16 protein-coding genes and 1 pseudogene are annotated in these 15821 nt (G+C 68.7%); 6 read left to right on the plus strand and 11 right to left on the minus strand.

Going from position 1 to position 15821, the window contains the following annotated elements:
* Window positions 1–150: 150 nt before the first annotated feature.
* Both ACFYM6_RS34355 and ACFYM6_RS34360 read left to right on the plus strand, forming a co-directional pair.
* Window positions 151–561 carry a spore-associated protein A gene (locus ACFYM6_RS34355; protein ID WP_387281642.1) on the plus strand — a complete coding sequence of 137 codons (411 nt, stop codon included), beginning with the start codon at window positions 151–153 and terminating at the stop codon, window positions 559–561.
* Window positions 562–594: 33 nt separating this feature from the next.
* Complete coding sequence (locus ACFYM6_RS34360) at window positions 595–1008, plus strand: spore-associated protein A (protein ID WP_387281643.1); 414 nt, start codon at window positions 595–597, stop codon at window positions 1006–1008.
* Window positions 1009–1132: 124 nt separating this feature from the next.
* Here ACFYM6_RS34360 and ACFYM6_RS34365 read toward each other — a convergent pair whose 3' ends face one another.
* Entirely contained in the window at window positions 1133–2083 is a 951-nt protein-coding gene (locus ACFYM6_RS34365; RefSeq protein WP_387281644.1) for an NBR1-Ig-like domain-containing protein, read from the minus strand.
* 282 nt (window positions 2084–2365) lie between these two features.
* Between ACFYM6_RS34365 and ACFYM6_RS34370 the strand changes: the two genes are divergently transcribed.
* Window positions 2366–3190, plus strand: coding sequence for a hypothetical protein (locus ACFYM6_RS34370; RefSeq protein WP_387281645.1), 825 nt, complete (start codon window positions 2366–2368; stop codon window positions 3188–3190).
* Between the two features lie 61 nt (window positions 3191–3251).
* Here the strand turns inward: ACFYM6_RS34370 and ACFYM6_RS34375 are convergent, their stop codons facing one another.
* Window positions 3252–4184 carry a CU044_5270 family protein gene (locus ACFYM6_RS34375; RefSeq protein ID WP_387281646.1) on the minus strand — a complete coding sequence of 311 codons (933 nt, stop codon included), beginning with the start codon at window positions 4182–4184 and terminating at the stop codon, window positions 3252–3254.
* A complete protein-coding gene (locus ACFYM6_RS34380) occupies window positions 4177–4755 on the minus strand; it encodes an RNA polymerase sigma factor (RefSeq protein ID WP_387281657.1) in 579 nt (192 codons plus the stop codon). Before ACFYM6_RS34380 ends, ACFYM6_RS34375 begins: the two co-directional genes overlap by 8 nt.
* A gap of 154 nt (window positions 4756–4909) precedes the next feature.
* Between ACFYM6_RS34380 and ACFYM6_RS34385 the strand changes: the two genes are divergently transcribed.
* A complete protein-coding gene (locus tag ACFYM6_RS34385; RefSeq protein ID WP_387281647.1) occupies window positions 4910–6877 on the plus strand; it encodes a zinc ribbon domain-containing protein in 1968 nt (655 codons plus the stop codon).
* 254 nt (window positions 6878–7131) lie between these two features.
* On the opposite strand, the gene ACFYM6_RS34390 is transcribed toward ACFYM6_RS34385, so the two are convergent.
* The 3 genes and pseudogenes from ACFYM6_RS34390 to ACFYM6_RS34400 form a co-directional block, all read right to left on the minus strand.
* Window positions 7132–8070 carry a PrsW family intramembrane metalloprotease gene (locus tag ACFYM6_RS34390; protein WP_387281648.1) on the minus strand — a complete coding sequence of 313 codons (939 nt, stop codon included), beginning with the start codon at window positions 8068–8070 and terminating at the stop codon, window positions 7132–7134.
* A 257-nt stretch (window positions 8071–8327) separates the two neighbouring features.
* Complete coding sequence (locus tag ACFYM6_RS34395; protein ID WP_387281649.1) at window positions 8328–9542, minus strand: low temperature requirement protein A; 1215 nt, start codon at window positions 9540–9542, stop codon at window positions 8328–8330.
* A 157-nt stretch (window positions 9543–9699) separates the two neighbouring features.
* Window positions 9700–9909 (minus strand): annotated as a pseudogene (locus ACFYM6_RS34400) (fatty acid--CoA ligase); the annotation flags it as partial.
* 587 nt (window positions 9910–10496) lie between these two features.
* Between ACFYM6_RS34400 and ACFYM6_RS34405 the strand changes: the two are divergent.
* The gene (locus ACFYM6_RS34405; RefSeq protein WP_387281650.1) at window positions 10497–10877 is read left to right on the plus strand and encodes a nitroreductase/quinone reductase family protein; all 381 of its coding nucleotides are present in this window, start codon (window positions 10497–10499) and stop codon (window positions 10875–10877) included.
* A gap of 26 nt (window positions 10878–10903) precedes the next feature.
* Here the strand turns inward: ACFYM6_RS34405 and ACFYM6_RS34410 are convergent, their stop codons facing one another.
* Entirely contained in the window at window positions 10904–11791 is an 888-nt protein-coding gene (locus ACFYM6_RS34410) for a hypothetical protein (protein WP_387281651.1), read from the minus strand.
* 211 nt (window positions 11792–12002) lie between these two features.
* Here ACFYM6_RS34410 and ACFYM6_RS34415 point away from each other — a divergent pair, with 211 nt between their 5' ends.
* Window positions 12003–12338, plus strand: coding sequence for an SAM-dependent methyltransferase (locus tag ACFYM6_RS34415; protein ID WP_387281652.1), 336 nt, complete (start codon window positions 12003–12005; stop codon window positions 12336–12338).
* 256 nt (window positions 12339–12594) lie between these two features.
* Here the strand turns inward: ACFYM6_RS34415 and ACFYM6_RS34420 are convergent, their stop codons facing one another.
* The 4 genes from ACFYM6_RS34420 to ACFYM6_RS34435 form a co-directional block, all read right to left on the minus strand.
* Entirely contained in the window at window positions 12595–13167 is a 573-nt protein-coding gene (locus ACFYM6_RS34420) for a hypothetical protein (RefSeq protein WP_387281653.1), read from the minus strand.
* Window positions 13136–13543 (minus strand): hypothetical protein, encoded by a 408-nt coding sequence (locus ACFYM6_RS34425; RefSeq protein WP_387281654.1) that lies wholly within the window; start codon window positions 13541–13543, stop codon window positions 13136–13138. The genes ACFYM6_RS34420 and ACFYM6_RS34425 overlap by 32 nt, the downstream gene beginning before the upstream one ends.
* Complete coding sequence (locus tag ACFYM6_RS34430; protein ID WP_387281658.1) at window positions 13540–14385, minus strand: IS5 family transposase; 846 nt, start codon at window positions 14383–14385, stop codon at window positions 13540–13542. The genes ACFYM6_RS34425 and ACFYM6_RS34430 overlap by 4 nt, the downstream gene beginning before the upstream one ends.
* Before the next feature lie 817 nt (window positions 14386–15202).
* Window positions 15203–15553 carry a hypothetical protein gene (locus ACFYM6_RS34435; RefSeq protein ID WP_387281655.1) on the minus strand — a complete coding sequence of 117 codons (351 nt, stop codon included), beginning with the start codon at window positions 15551–15553 and terminating at the stop codon, window positions 15203–15205.
* Between the last annotated feature and the right edge of the window lie 268 nt (window positions 15554–15821).

Consider the following 15821-nt stretch of genomic DNA (forward strand, 5'->3'; position numbering starts at 1 on the left):
CGTGCGCCGCTCCGCCTCGACCAAGCCGCCGACCTGGCGATTATTTCTCCGAATAGTCCACTGGAAGATCACTGGACGAAGATCCCTTGGTGCCGGCCCGCGCCGCCTGGCAGCGTCATTCGCGGCAATCCACAGTAGAAAGGGAACTTCGTGCGCATTTCGAAGAAGATCGCCGCGCTGGGACTCACGGCGGCCGCCGCAACGGCGGGAGCCCTGGTCAACGCCTCACCCGCATACGCCGCGCTCTACGGCGGACAGTGCGGCTCCGGCTACGGCGTCGTCAACCTGATCGACCTTCCCGACCTCCGCGGCACGGTGTACCTGACCTACAGCTCCTCCACCGGGAAGAACTGCGTCGTCACCATCCGGGAGAAGCCGGGGACCGCCACGCTCATGGAGGCCTACCTCCGCCGTTCCGGCACCTCCACCTGGCAGAAGGACAGCGGCAACTACACGACCTACGCCGGGCCGGTCTACGTGTCGGCGGCCGGCTCGTGCGTCGACTGGGGCGGCACCATCGGAACGGCCACCAAGACCCGCACCGGCACCAACTGCGGCTGACCCGACCACCAGCAAGCACCGGAGGAAACTGCAATGAAGCTCGTCAAGACCACCGCCGCAACCGTCGCCCTGACCGCCACCACGATGGCCGGAGCGCTGGCCGCGGCCACCCCGGCGTACGCAGCCACCTACGCAGGCGAGTGCGGGTCCGGCTACAGCGTCGTGAACTCCGCCCCGATCGGCACCAAGGGAACTGTGTTCCTCACCTACAGCTCGTCCACGGGCAAGAACTGCGCGATCGCCAAGCGGAACACCGCCGGCTCGGCCGTGCTCATCGAGGTGGGCCTGGGCATCAACCCGGTCGGCAGCCACTGGCCGGCCTACGAGGGCAACTACTTCACCTCCTACGCCGGCCCGGTCTACCTGTCGGCAGCGGGCAAGTGCGTGGACTGGATGGGCCGCATCAGCGGCACCGAGGGCGGCAAGCGCGGTACCAACTGCGGCTGACCCTTCCGGGACGGGGGCGGAGCCCTGCCGGTGCGATGCGGCACCGGCAGGGCTTCGCCGCCTCACCGTGCGGTTCGTGACCAACTGGACCGATGTGCGAGAAGGGCCGGGGTCGGCGCGGACGTTACGAACCGCCGACCCGTACGTCCAGGAAGACCGGACGCTTGAGCGGGAAATACATCCGCCCGTCCTCGTCGGCCATCTTCCAGTAGATCTTGCAGCTTCCGGGCTCGCCGGGGGTCCGGACGGTAACCGCGATGTCCACGGTGTCTCCCGGCATTGTCTGCGGGATGGCGACCGCCACGGGCGCTTGGCACGGGGTTTCGTTGACCCGCGCCAGAGAGCGGTTGGCCCAGACCACCGTCCCCGTGTTGCGGATCCGCCAGATCTTCGTGAACGAGGTGTTCGGCGGCACCAGAGTCCCGTCGGGATAGGTGATGTCGCCTTCGAATCGAGAGTCGTCATGATCGGGTGGAGCGACGACCGCGCGGGTCACGCCGCCGTCGCTCTCATCCCTCCGCCGATCGAGAACGACGAAGGTGACACCGGCACCGGTGAGAGCAGCCATAGTGGCAGCCACGCCGGCGATGCCGATGTGCCGACGGTCGCGCGGCCGGGGTGAATGCTCGACGGCGGCCGAAGCCGCCCGTCCACGGCCGCGCTCGGCGTTGTCGCCGGTGCGGTCGGTCTCCCCGGTCGGCCTTGTCTCCTCGACCTCGCTGATCTCGGGTTGCGGCGTCTCCTGGACCGGCCGGGGCGCCTCCGACGCCCCGGGCCGCTGCGGCACCGCGTCGGCCGTCGACGCGGTGTCCGCCGAATGCCCGGCAGCCTTGGCCTGCATCCACCGCTCCCGCCACTTTTGCTCGGTGTCCACCGGGTCGTGGCCCAGCCGGTCAACGGCGAGCACTCGCACGAACTCCCAGGTCGTCTCCCAACTGGGAAGACTCCGGCCCCGGGCCGCGGCGGCCAGCGACGACTTCGAGGCGGCCGCGCCCAGGCGCACCGACATCTCCTCGTACGAGGGATCGCCCGCCTCCTGCTTCAACCGCAACAGGCGGTCGGCGAAGGCGCCCACCGGGCCCGAATCCGGGTCGGGATGCGTCGGCCGTCGCCCCCGCCGTCGCGGTACCCGCTGCTGACCTTGCGTGTCTCTTTCCATGTCCCCAACCTCGTCAGAACCGACCACGCGAGCGCGGCGGCGCATCCGGCGCATGGGGGACCATATCCGCGTATTTCAAACTTACCGGCCGCGGGCTCTGCCGCCGCCGACGTGCCGTCTCGAGATTGATCGGTTGGGATAGCGTGTCATCCGTCTCTGGGGCGATCCCCAGAATTCTTCGGGGAAAGAAGTTGTCACGTGTCACTGTGGAAGAAGACCAGTGTTCTGGCGGTCTCCGCCCTGACAGCGCTCGCGGTGACTGCTTGCGCGAAGCCGGGCTCGCCGGACGCGCCGAAGCAGCCGAGCGTGCTGGAACTGCTCGCCAGTGATCTCAAGGGTTCGTTGCAGAAGACGATCGAGACCACCGACAAGGCCGAATCCGTGGCCGTGACGGCGGAGGGCACGGCGGCGGGCCAGAAGGTCTCGATGCAGGGCGTCATGCACCTGGGCGACCCGGTCAAGCTCGAGATGTCGACAACGGGCCCCGACGGCACCCCGGTGATCGTCCGAATGATCGGCGCGGTGTGCTACGTCGAGGTGCCGGAGGCGCAACGCTCGGGCCTGGGTGGGAAGCGCTGGATGAAGCTGGACCTGTCCGCCATGGGCGCTCAGGCAGGGATGGACTTCTCCAAGCAGTTCGAGGACGTGGACCCGACCAAGCAGATCAAGACGCTGCTCGCCACCGAGGGAGTCACCGTCGTCGGTGAGGAGACGATAAACGGGGCGAGGACGGTCCACTACACCCTCACCGCTCCGGTGGCGACCTACCTCGGGCAGCTCGACGCCGAGACGCGGGCGGGTGCCGAGAAGGAAATGGCCAAGCAGGGCGTCAAGGAGATCACGATCGAGCTCTGGGTCGACGAGCAGTACCAGCCGCGCCGGGTGCACATGATCATGGGCGCGATGAACGACCTGACGGTCAACTACACCGACTACGGCAAGCCGGTGAACATCGAGACGCCGCCCGCGGCCCAGACCGGCGACCTCGCCGAGATGCTGAAGGGCCTGCCCACCGGCAACTGAACAGAGCCAGGATACTGCCCGGCCGGTCCTCACCAGCCGGGCAGTGCCACTTTCTGGGACGTCAGGGCCGCTGACCAGCCTTGTCTACAACGGCGACCGCCAACGTGGCAGAGGCGTCGGCCACACCGAGGAAGGCATAGGTGTCGACGTCGAAGACGAGCATGCCGGACTTGCCCTGTGACGACCAGGCGATCCCGATGCCAGGCCGCCCCGCCCCGTCTTTCACGTCTGGCACGGCCCTGATTCCGGGAATGCGCGCTGCCGCCTGGAACAGCGCGGCCCGCGACTGGGGCCGCAGGTAGTTCTCTCCGATGAGCGCGAGCACGTCCTTCCCCATGGCGTTCGCATCGCCTGCCTCACCGCTGTGGTTCTTGTTCAGGTATTCGAGCATCGAGTCCACGTCGGTCGGCAGATCGGGCAGGTACGCGGGCTGAGGCGTGCACGGCTCCGTCCGCCGCGGGTCAACCCGGCCACCCTTCACGACAGCGGCCCGCCCCTCCCGGCAACCGGGCAGGGGGATTTTCTCCACATCACCGGCGTGCGCCTGCCGGACCAGCCCGTCGCGGGTTCCGTCCACCGACTGCCAGATCTCTCGCGGCGATCCGCCCTGCTGGCTCTTCGTGTAAACAAACTGGTCGGGGCGCGGCTCGACATCCGGGAGCCTGAGCGCCGCGGCCGCCGCGTTGTTCAGGACCTGCGCTGCCTGGGCGTTGGCGGCCGGGACCTCGCCGCCGAACTTGTCGGGAGCCAGGACGAGCACAGCAGCGACCGCCGCGGCCATGCCGGCTGTTGCCCAGCCGGCCAACATGAAACGCCGCATGGTCCGGGGCTTTCCTTCCGCTCGGGTGCGCCGTACCGACCGTGGTGGCACCTCATCGCCGGTCCGCTCCAGTCTCATCGCGGCGACGAGGCGATCACGGGCCGGAGCGAGCTCATCAGCTGCGAGGAGGGGCGTGTCCCGCCTCATCTCTCGGACCAGTTGCATGTCATCCATTGCTAAGGACCTCCTCAAACGTCAGGGTGGGATCGGTTTCGCCGAGCGTGTCGCGGACCTTTCTGCGTGCTCTGTTCAGTCGGGACCGAACGGTGCCGGCCGGGATCCCCAGCGCCGCTGCCACTTCCTCAGAGGTCAGCTCCTCCCAGGCGATCAGGAGCAGCACATCCCGATCGCCGGGGGCCAGCCCAGCCAGGGCGGCGGTCAGCAACGGGCGCAGAGCTTTGGCCGTGACATCGGCGGCGACTCGGTCGGTGGCAGACCCGTCGTCTCTTTCCGGCGCAAGGACTTGCCGAAGGCGGTGCTCGCGCAGCTCGTCTCGGCGATGCTGGCCGATGAGGTTGGTGGCAATTCCGTACAACCATGGCCTGGCGTCGCGCCGCTGCAGGTCGTACTGCTGCCGCTTGCGGAACGCGGCGAGGAACGTCTCGGCCACAAGATCGTCGGCCATCTCCCGGCCCACCCGTCGAGCGAGGTACCGCTGGATGTAGGGGGCGTGCCGATCGAAGATCGCGGCGAACCGTTCAGGCTCACCAACTTGATTAGGAATCGTTAGTGATCGTAGATTGATCGTGTGGAATTTCTTCGGCTCTCAAAGGTCGTGAAGCGTCTGGGTGTGTTCACCTGGTGACGCTTGGTCTTTGGGTTGGATCGGGGAGGATTCCGGTGACGTGGGTCGACCGTGAGCGCCGGTTCTCGTGGATTGGTGTCGAGGCGGTGAGCCGGTGAGTGGGAGGCTGCCGCTGGCCGACGGCGAGGTTGCCCGGACCGCGGGTGTCCGCACTCTGGTGCGTGGGGGTGTGGACGAGGAGACCGGTGAGGTGCTGTCTCAGCCGGTGCTTGCGCAGCGGGTCGGTTGGTGTGCCGATCTGGTGGCGGGCATGGTGGGCGCCCTGATCGGTGAGCATTGGAACGCCGCGGATGTGCAGGTGTTGGCCTCCGGGCAGGACGCGGGCGGCCGGAAACTTCCGTCGCACGCGTGGATGGCGCTGCGGCGCCTAGGGTGGACCGTCACCGCCCCGGAGGGTGTGAAGGTCAATGACCGGGTCGTGCGGATGGTCCAGGAGCAGGCCGGGCGTGCTCTTCGCTCGGCGGGGTGGCGTACCGATGTAACCGCCGGGGTCCTGGCGGCCTGGCCGGCCGATCCGCGCAAGCGCACCCCCGTCGAGTGGGATCAGGTTCGGGCGTCGATCCCTGGCGGGGAGCATCTGCCGTCCAGCGTCATCAAGGGCCGGACCCGGCAGGCCGTCGCGTTCCTCAACGCCAACGGCCGGCTGCCGGTGGACGTGTTCGAACTCGAAGGCACGCCGAAGATCCCGCGGATGCTGCTGCTGGCCGCGTGTGATCGGCAGCAGGCCACCCTCGAACGCAGCGACGCCGACCCGGGCAGAGCGCTACTGCGGCTGCAGTTGCCCTCACGACCGGATCCGCGAGCGTACGGGGACTGGACGTGGGTTGCCTGTCCGATCATCCTGCCGCCCACGGTCCCTGCGGGTGCGGTGCTGCACCTGCCCACTCTCCGTGTCATGGGTGGCAGGGTGCGCGCCGATGTGGCATTCACCCACGCCGTACCGAAAACCCGCCGCGCCGGTCACGCGGTGGCGCTCGGTGTGGACTGGGGCCTGAACACCCTGTTGTCCGCCGGAGCCCTCCGACTCCAGGAGGACGGCTGGATCACGGCGTTGGGGGCTGGGGCTCAGTTCCGGGCCGCCGGGGTCCTCGCGAAGCAGCACCGGCTGCGCCGTCACGGTGAGCGGCTGCACGCCAAGGCCGAGCAGTACCAGCGGCTTATCGGCGATGCCGAGCGGCATCAACTCGTCGGTAAGCATGCGGTGCTCCGCGACGAGATCCGCCACGTGTCTGAGCACCGCCAGAACCTGAACAACGCGCTCGCCTGGGCCGCCGCCCGCTGGACGGTGGACCAGGCGACCGTCGCTGGGGCGTCCGTGATCTATGTGGAAGACCTGCGGTCGATGGAAGCCAAGGGCATGGGCGCCACCCTGAACACGCGCCTGTCCCAGCAGGTGCGCGGGCAGATCGTCGACCGGATGCGGCACCTTGCCGCCGAGGCGGGTATCGCCGTGGTCACCGTCCCCGCCCGGAACACGTCCAAGCATTGCCCGCAGTGCCTCACGGTGCTGCAGCATCGCAAAGCGCCAGACAGGCCGACGGTGGCGTGCTGGAAGTGGGCCATCTGCCCCAACACGGGCAGCTGCGGCTGGCAGGGCGACCGCGACCAGGGCGCCTGGCGGCGGATCGCCGCCCGCGGCCTCACCCACCAGGGCAAGACCGTCATCGACAAGACCAGCGGGCACATGGTCATCCGCTCGGTCGTCGCCGAGGTCGAAGCCACAGCCGTCATCACCAGGACCAGTCGGGGGGACCGGTCGAAGACCAGCCCTACCCGGCACAGGGCAACACGCCCCGCGCCCAGGCGACGCAGGGCACCCTCCCCCGCTAGACCTCATGGCCTGGCGGGCAAGCGTCCGGAGGGACACGCACCAACGGACCGGACCCGGCTGCCCCGCGCAGCCCACCGGCACCAGGGCGTGAACGCGATCAGCACACCCACCACCGGTCACCGGCCACGCGGAGCAGCACTGGGCGCGGGATTTCACCTGCACGCCCATGCATCCCCGCCACGGTGGGAAACGATCCCGGAAACTCCATCCGACTCAGGATCACTAAGCTGACCAGAGACGCTCTCGCGCCGACTGCTCGATGATGGTCGCGTCGTCCTCCGTGCTGGCGACGGCCATTGCTTGCCCTGCCCGATTCATAGGCGGCCTTTCGTTGGGCACGATGTCACCCTGTTATCAGCGAAACGCCCAAGGAGCGTTCACGGCGACCTCGAATCGGCGCACGGATGGAAGATCAGATCGGCTGCGACATTAAGCCGCCCGTCATGGGCTGGCGAGGGCAGCGGCTGCCCAGTGGCGTTGCGATCTCAGGAGCCGGGCGGGCGGATCGGTACCCGCCACCCGTACCGCGGCACCTGCGGCTCGTGCCGCACCCGGCGCGCGTGCCGTACCAGTGCCCAGAGCCAGAGCAGCCCCACGAGCGCCACGAGCGCCAGCCCTCCCAGGTCCAGTACGGCGAAGAGCGCGACCTGCCCCGCGGTCGGCCTGACCAGCTGGCCGTGCTTCAGGGTCCCTCCGGTCAGCAGCAGCGTCAGGAGCAGCGCGATCACGTGCATGGCGTCCCAGAGCGCGTGCAGCAGGGACACCCCGAGGTAGGCCAGGACGAGCCGCCCGGTGATCACGAAGTGCTCGCGGGTGCTGGAGGAGAAGAGCACGCCGCCGAGGATCGCCGTCCACAGGCCGTGACCGAACGGTGTGACCACGCCACGCAGCAGCTCGGTCTCCACCACCTGGGTCAGCGACAGCCCGTGGGCGGTGAACAGCGCGGTGAACGCGTACCCGGCGGTTTCCAGGGCCGCGAAGCCGAACCCGACCGAGGCGCCGAGGATGATGCCGTCCCGGGTCGCTTTCACATGCATGTGCCGGGTCAGGAACGCCAGCACCCCGAGCTTCACGGCCTCCTCGATGAGGCCCACGCCGAGGAACAGCCACCACGACGGGCGCAGCAGGTAGGACTCGAGCAGCGACGCGGCCAGCACGCCGATCACCCCGCCGGCGAGGAACGTGCTCAGGATCAGGCCCGGGGTCAGCTCGCCGGTCTCCCGCCGCCCGAATGCCCATACTACGAACGTCACGGGCACCAGGAAGCTGCCGAGCAGCACCAGCGTCGGCACCAGGGCGGGGTTACCGGTCAGGAAGGTGACCACCACGGTGGCGAGCCAGAGGGCCAGGCCGACCAGGAAGATCCGCAGCCACGGCCGCCGGCTCCTCGTCAGGGGCGGCGGCTGGGGGTACGCCTGGACCACCGCCGCCTCCTCGGAACTCGTCCGCGGCCTCCGGCACCGCTCGACGCAGATGTGAGAGCTGAGAGTCCATCGTAAAAGGTGTGCAGCGCCCAAAAGGGGTGTTACGAGAGATCGGCCGGCGAGCCCGGTGGGGCGCCGGTGGCGACGCCGCCGACGCCGGAGCCCGGCAGGGCCGCCGCGATCAACTCGACAGCCAGGTGGCCGACCGCGCCCCGCCCCGCGTGGCGCACCGGCCGGCCCGGCCGGTGGGCAACCCGTCAGATCGGCGGCGCCGGTGGCTCAGGCGGCTTGCCCCACGCCCGCCTCGCGTCGGCGAGGGCCACCCCGGTCAGCACGACCCCGGCTGCGGCCAGCACGACCAGCGGCGACGCCCAGAGCAACGCCGGGAAGAGCAGGACCAGCGCACCGATGGCGACCAGCCGGGACGGGGATACTCGACCGAACACCTCGTGCTCGAAGCGGGACCGGCCCACCATGTACACGGCCGGCCCAGCGAGGGTCGCCGCGGTCCAAACGGGCGGGGCATGCCCGAGCGGACGGGCGATCGCCAGCTCGTAGCCGATCGCCATGATGATGACACCGGCGATCATGATCATGTGGGAATCGGCGGCGGACCGCCCGATGCGTGCCGGAGCCGGGCTCGCCTGGACCGCCTCGGCGAGGATCTGGCCGGCGCGGTAGAAGTAGATCCGCCAGATCAGGATCGACTTTCCCACGGTGACCGCGAAGGCCACCGTCGACGCCAGGGAACGCTCCCCGCTCACGTAGGTCAGCCCGGTGACCAACACCACCTCGCCGAGAGCCACGAGGAAGAACTGCTGGTACCGCTCGGCCAAATGCGTGCCGGCGATGGACCATTGGGCGGGTGCCGAGCGGCCGAGGCCGGGCACCGGCCAACCGAACCGGTTGGCCAGATACTCGATGGCCAAGGCTGGTCCCCAGAAGAACAATCGAGTTCCGGACCACGCGAACAGGGCGCCGAGGATCCACAGGACCGCCGTCGCCGCGTAGGTGATCAACATCCGCACCTTGAGTCGCTGCCGCTCGTCGCCGCGCAGCGCTATGGCGAGCAGCAGCGGCCGGCTCACCTGAGCGATCACATAACCAGCCACGAAGGTGGCTGCGGCGTCGCGGAAGGCGCGCGAGGTCCCCACTCCCATCACCATGCTGGACACCAGCGCGATCAGCACGACGAGCTGGACCATCGGCTGATACGGGTCGTACCGGCTGGTCGTCCAGGCGGTGCCCTGCCAGACCGCCCAGAGGGCGAGCAGCAGGAAAACCGCCTTGGCGGCGCTGACCACGTTCATGCCGAAGTCGTGCACGCCAGAAGCCATGGTGAGGCTCTCCACGCCCCCGGACACCACCTGGGTCAGCGCGAAGGCGAAGGCCAGGTCGAAGAAGAGCTCCAGGAACGAGGCGCGCCCCGTCGCCTCACCCTTGAGCAGCAGCTTCCTCGGATCCCCCAGCATGATCCACCCGTCCGCGGGGTGCCGTCCCGCTCAGGCAGTCGTAGCGCACCTCGGGAACGAGGGCCGCCACAACCCGCAAAAAGTAAATGCGGCTGGCAAGGAAGTAGTAGGCGGTTCACCCGAAGCGCCCGGGGCGGCGTACGCCGCGTGCCGTACCTCAGCCCACCACGGTTACCGGCAGGTCGCCGTCGGCGTACCGGGCGCGGACCCGCTTCTTGTCGAACTTCCCCACCGAAGTCTTCGGCACCGCCTCGATGAACGCCCACCGCTCGGGCAACTGCCAGTGCGCAACCCGGGCACTGAGGAACTCGCGCAATTCCTCGGCGGACACGGTCGCCCCCTCGCGGAGCACCACCGTGGCCAACGGCCATGGTCGCAGGGCCTTCCGTTTGTAGCCCGGTACCGGCACGGTGCGCCAGCGTTCCTGGGCGGACTGCCGGTCATGCCGGTCGCGGCGCCACTGTCGGCGCCGACGACACGCGCCCTGGCGACCGCGTTGCAAGCTTGCCCATGGGGCCAGCCTCCCGTTCGATGTTCAGTTCTGTGGACCCTGGCGGTCTGGTCGTCCGCGCTGGCGGCGCCGGTACTCGATCGTGCGGCCGGTCCACCCGTACAGGCCCAGCTCGGCCGGCTCCACCCCGACCTGGCGGCCCACGAATTCCACCCCCTCATCCGGCAGCTCACCGCGCCCGCGCGGAACCGGCCGGCCCGCGTTTAACTTCAACAACAGTGCGAACCCAGCCGCGTCGGCCCGCGCTTGCCGGAAATCAGCTCCCGCTCGTCATCCAACAGCGTCCAGTGCTCGACAAGCTCATCCAGATCCAGCAATCGGGCCACGGCCGTACATCATCACCTATCGATGGCACGCACCGCAGCCCCGAGCCTCTGCCGGTGACAAGGTCGCGGAACCCGCTTCGGGCGGCCACGGGGCTTCGTAGCCTGGCAGATGAAAGCATGTCGGGACAGCTGTCGGAGGACATCGTGGCCAACGCGATCAGAGACGCTCTGCAGGGCGTCAGGGAGGTCGAGATCACCGTGACCGGCCGGAAGTCGGGACGGCAGATCTCGCACCCGGTGTGGTTCGTGCAGGAGGAAGACAGCGTCTTCCTGGTCCCGGTCACCGGCTCGAACAGCGACTGGTACAAGAACGTCCGGCGCACGCCGATGATCCAGATCGCCGCTAACGGCACGGCGTTGAGTTCCAGCGCCACCCCGATCACCGACGCGGACCGGGTCGACCACGTCGTGGCGATGTTCCGCGACAAGTACGGCGCGGACCAGTTCGAGGCGTACTACCCCAACCACGACGTCGCCGTCCAAGTCCCGCTCGGGTAGCCGGGACCGCTTCCCGCCGGCTGAGGTCAGCGGATCGTCACGCTGACCGGCAGGCCCTGCTGCACCTCGAGGACCGCCCGCTCCCCCAGCGGTCGCGCCAGCTCGACGGTGGCGCTGCGCCGCGCCCCGACGTCCCCGCACGACTCGGCCCTGGCGTGCCGGTGCTCGATGACGATCACGACGACGGCCTGGTCCGACTCGACTGCCTCGGCGCTGTAGTCGGCTCCGCACGGCTCACTGCGCGGGTCAGGGACACCGGTGAAGGTGACAGCCAGCTCGCGGCTGGTGGTCGTCGTGGTCGCCGTCTCGATCTGCAGCCCGCCGGTCGGCTTGTCGGGGTCCCACGGCGGCGGTTCCACCTGGACCGCGGACGAGGCCGCCACCGCCGGTCGAGCCAGCCGCACGGCGGTGCTGTCGAGGGTGTATTCCCAGGCCGGGACGGTCGCGGAGCCCCGGGTGGTGGAGATCGTCATCGTCGTCAGGCGGGCACCGGTGACCTTCAGCGGCGCGCAGTCGACGCAGTCGCCGGTCCCGGCCTGGCGCACCTGCGCCAACGTTTCATCCGCCGCGACCAACGGCAGGGACTGCTTGGTGCCGTCGGCCCAGACGAGGTTCCCGGTCGGCGTCGGCGCGGTGGGCAGCGCTGCGGTGGCCTCGACGCGACCGGCCGCCAGACTCTCCTTGTAGGCACCGTTCGCCAGCTCCCAGTCGCCGAGCTGCCGGGTCAGCTCCCCCACCGGCATGAACCGCGCGGTGTCGCCCGCACCGCGTACCGCCTGGTCATAGCGGTCCAGGGCGGCGCGCGCCTGCTCGCGCAGCCCGTCGAGGTCGTCGCCGGCTGGGCTGCCGCCGGCGGCCGAGCCGCAACCGCTAAGCAGCGCCACGGCGGTCATCCAGGGCAGCAGAAGCCGCATCCTCGTTGTCTCCACTCGGCCAGCCTCTGCCACGCCGGTCACGCTTACAGCTCACCGACCTATCGGCTTCACCTCGAAGTGGACCGTGCGCAGCACGGTGGTCGCGCGGCGCCGACGTACATGCGGCTCTAGCGGCAGAGAACGGCCATCGCTTGCCGCGATGGTCGCGAAACGGGGATGCGCGTCGATCCGGAGTTGGCACCCTCAGCGGATGCAGACGACCGACGACCTCGCCGCCTTGCGCTATGTGCGGATGCGCTGGAACACCCCGTTGTCTGAGGAGCACGCCGCCCTGCTTCTGCAGCGGCTTGATATCCGGCCTGGCGCGCGGGTGCTTGACCTCGGCTGCGGGTGGGGTGAGTTGCTGCTGAGGGCGGTTGCCGCCGGAGGAGCGAGCGACGCAGCCGCGACGACGGGCGTCGGTGTCGACACCGATCCGTTCCCGATGCAGAGGTCAGCAACGGCCAGTAGCGGGAGGTTGGGCGGCAGCCACACGACCGCTCGGCGCTCCCCAGCCGCCGACATGGCTGGTCAAAACCTTGACTAGCCCCGTCCGTCTGAGCGATGCAAGGCACCTTCCACCTGACGGTGCCGCGCGACTATCTCAGCGCCAGGCCGCGGTGAACCGTGCCGACAAAACCAGGTCTGCACGAGTTGCGGAAGTGGCCTCCTCGAGGATCAAGGCGGCCCGCAAAGCGGGCCGCGCCGGCCCGGCCCCGGCCTGCTGGCGGCCTCTGGCATGGCCGGCATCGGCCGGGCCGGCCGGCCACGCTGGCGGACTGCAGAATCCTCAGAGATCCGCCTCAACCAGTCTGGCCACATAGCGACCTGGCCCGGTCGTGCCAAACGCTGCCGGCGTACCACACCTCAACGTTGACTAGATGGGTTCGGTGGTCTGCTGTTTCTACCGACAGTCGCAATGGCAGGGAACTGTGCCCGATCGAGCAGTCGGCCACAAGCTGAATGTCTATTACGCCTGCTGCGGCAGGACGCAGTCGGGAAGACGAATCCGTCGGGCGTATGTCGATGCCGGTGAAACGTGCTTCAGCTGCACGTACTGTGACTGGCTGTGGTCCAGCGTTGACCACCGTTACTTGCGCATCAAATTGCGCCATGCCGCCGGAATTCCTACCATCGCCCTTTGCCGAACTGGCAACGGCGGTAACCGCGACGGTGGCGGCCCGCGTTTGTTCCTCGCGGGAGGCCTGCAATTGGGCTCCACCGATGCCGCCGAGCGTTGCGCCAAGAACGAACGCGCCGATGATGTAGGGGCCCGGTGGTCGCCCGATCGGTCGACGGCGCCGTGGAGCCTCATCCGGGTCAGCCACCACATCACCTTGCGCATCAAGGTCTATGACCCGCTGCTCCGCCGTCATTCGGACAGTCTAGGTGAGCAACAGAGTGCGCCGGATCAGCCGTTGGCGTGCCAGCCACATGCCAGTAGCTGGTGCCCCGGACGGGCACGAGCGGGCACGAGCTGTGTTCCACTCCTGTAGCACGAGCAGGCGTTCCGGACATCTCAGGGCGGTTGTAGGCCGGGCTGGCGACGGTCACGTCAGCGGCTGCCGGCGGATCGGTGTGGCCGGTCAGGCTGCGCAGCGTCTTGCGGGTGATGGCGAGTTCGGCCAGTTCCGTCTCGGCGGCGGTGAGCTGGTCGGTGAGGGAGGTGATCTGCTCGCGAAGCCGCTCCGCGACGAGGCCGGCGGCGGTCTCGCGTTCGGTGAGCAGGGTCAGCAGCGCCGGCGGGGTCACCGCTGGTGGCCCGGGTCGCGCCAGGACGCGGTGGCGGTGCCGGTCAGCCGGCGGATCAGGTTCGCCGTGGACGCCCACCAGGTGCGCGACACCGCTGAGGCGGGTCGGCTTTCGTACTCGCGGACCAGGCGGCGGTGCAGCATCAGCGTGCCGTTGGTCTGCTCGACCACCCACAGGCGTGGGATCGGCACGAACCCGGCCGTGGTGTCGGTGCGTTCGACCTGTTCGACGTCGATACCGTTCACGGCGCCGTGGATCTGCACGTCGTCTTTGAACCCGGCGTCGACCCACGCCTTGGTCACCGTCGGGGTGTGCGCCACGACGTTGTCCAGCAGCTTCACGCCGATCGCGTTGTCGGTGACCGACGCCGCGGTGACCACCACCGCGATGATCAACCCCAACGCGTCCACCGCGAGGCCCCGCTTGCGGCCGGGTACCTTCTTGCCGGCGTCCTTGCCGGTCGTCGCGGCCGGCACGTGGTTGGCTGCCCGGATCGACTGGGTGTCCAACACCACCGCGGTCGGGTCCTCCGCCCGACCCGCCTTCTCTCGCGCCTGACAGCGCAGCAGATCATGAATCGCCTGGTCGGTGCCGTCATCGCGCCACAACGCGAAGTAGTAGTAGGTGGCCGACTTCGGCGGCAGGTCGTGCGGCAGGTAGGCCCACTGACAACCGGTCCGGTTCTGGTAGAAGATCGCGTTCACGATCTCCCGCAACTCGTAGCGGCCCTGATGCCCCGACACCGACGGGTGCCGGTCTTTCCACGCCTGCAGGAACGGTCCGACCACCGCCCACTGCTCATCGGTCAGATCGCTCGGATACGCCGCACGCTCACCCGTGATCAGCCCAACGCGGCCACGACCTCACCGGTTACGACTACGGCTCACATTCACATATCGAGCCAAGCCCACAAAGGACATCAGCTACCGAACCACCCTCTGACACTCTGCTGCCTCTTGCCGACTGCTGTGGCCATCGTCGGTGGGGTCTGGGCGGTCCGCCGATCCCGTAACAGTCGCTGAGCCCAACCACACAAGTCAGGCCATCCAGGACCGGACCGGCCAGCGGCTACCCAGCACGACATCCGATCTTGTCCAATCCCAAGCTGATCGTCGACCTGGCGGCGATGACCGTTCCCGGGGCCGTCGCTGGGCCGGCTGGGCCGTCGGCCCTGGCTTGGGCTGGGGTGACTAACTGGGTGACGATCGGCACGCGCGGCGGCGGACAACCACGGACGCTGGTGGATACCTGCCGCTGCTGGCAGAGCGTGACTGCTCAGGTTGGAGAGGCCCGATCCGTGCCCGACACGGCGGTCGATATAGGCCAGGGGGGTGCAGCGCAGAGCTTGGCCGAGTGGCCCATGCTTCAACGACCTGCGGGCGCCAGGCCAGGGGGACACAACTCAGCCCGATTCCCAAGCTAACCGTGCGACATGCCACGCTGGCTGTGCTCCCGGGCCGTCGCTGGACCGTCTGGGCCGTGACGGGGCCGTCAAAGGCCGACCAATGACGACCGACGACGACCAGCAGCGTCCGAAGAAACAGCAGGCCAGCCACCATTTGACGGTGGCTGGCCTGGTGGGCGACGGACGAGTCGACCTGTACGCCGGATTCTGCGAGGTGGTTTACCCGGATCCGGGCTGCGGCTCGGGTCCGTTGATCAACGCTTGGCTTCGCGCTTGGGCATCTGCGGCTGCTCGCCCTTGTTGACTTTGGCGACGGCCGCGCGCAGCTCTTCTTCAGTCATCCTGGCGTTGCCTTTGATTCCCATAATGTGGGCCTGGTGACGCAGCTCTTCCAACCGATCGCGGTCTTCCATATCAACCTCATCGTTCCGGGCTCGGGCCAGGGACGGGAACGCGCTGGGCTTGTGCCTTCCCGCGCCTGCCGGCGTCAAACCATCACAACGGGCCCGCCAAGGAGGTGAGGCGAACTTCAGGGCCAGGCCGCCCGTTGAGGCAGCAGGGAGGCAGCGAACGCTGCGGCCAAGGTTGTGCAGGCGCATCAGCAAACCGCAGACGGTAGTCAGGTCTCAGCGCTGTTCGGCACGCGATCTCACTCGTCGGCAGCACGTGTCCGGCTCCCCCCGACGGGGGCATGCCCGCGCGACTCACCTGATCGGAGCGTTCAAGACTCCTTGACGCCTCTCACTCGATTGCGCGGTGGCCATGGGGCGTTCCGCGGGCGTCCCCGTCCTCGGGCGCGGGGCTCCGATCAGCAATGAGCATTCAGTTGGGGGTGTAGCCGAGGAGGCGGGAGTTCTTGACGGTGGCGGGTTC

This window comes from Micromonospora sp. NPDC006431, assembly GCF_042870725.1.
Taxonomy (GTDB): Bacteria; Actinomycetota; Actinomycetes; order Mycobacteriales; family Micromonosporaceae; genus Micromonospora.

Coding starts and splice junctions, on each gene's coding strand:
- ACFYM6_RS34360 (WP_387281643.1), top strand. CDS start 595: ATGAAGCTCGTCAAGACCACCGCCGCAACCGTCGCCCTGACCGCCACC.
- ACFYM6_RS34375 (WP_387281646.1), bottom strand. CDS start 4,184: ATGGATGACATGCAACTGGTCCGAGAGATGAGGCGGGACACGCCCCTC.
- ACFYM6_RS34395 (WP_387281649.1), bottom strand. CDS start 9,542: ATGCTGGGGGATCCGAGGAAGCTGCTGCTCAAGGGTGAGGCGACGGGG.
- ACFYM6_RS34405 (WP_387281650.1), top strand. CDS start 10,497: ATGTCGGGACAGCTGTCGGAGGACATCGTGGCCAACGCGATCAGAGAC.
- ACFYM6_RS34410 (WP_387281651.1), bottom strand. CDS start 11,791: ATGCGGCTTCTGCTGCCCTGGATGACCGCCGTGGCGCTGCTTAGCGGT.
- ACFYM6_RS34415 (WP_387281652.1), top strand. CDS start 12,003: ATGCAGACGACCGACGACCTCGCCGCCTTGCGCTATGTGCGGATGCGC.
- ACFYM6_RS34420 (WP_387281653.1), bottom strand. CDS start 13,167: ATGACGGCGGAGCAGCGGGTCATAGACCTTGATGCGCAAGGTGATGTG.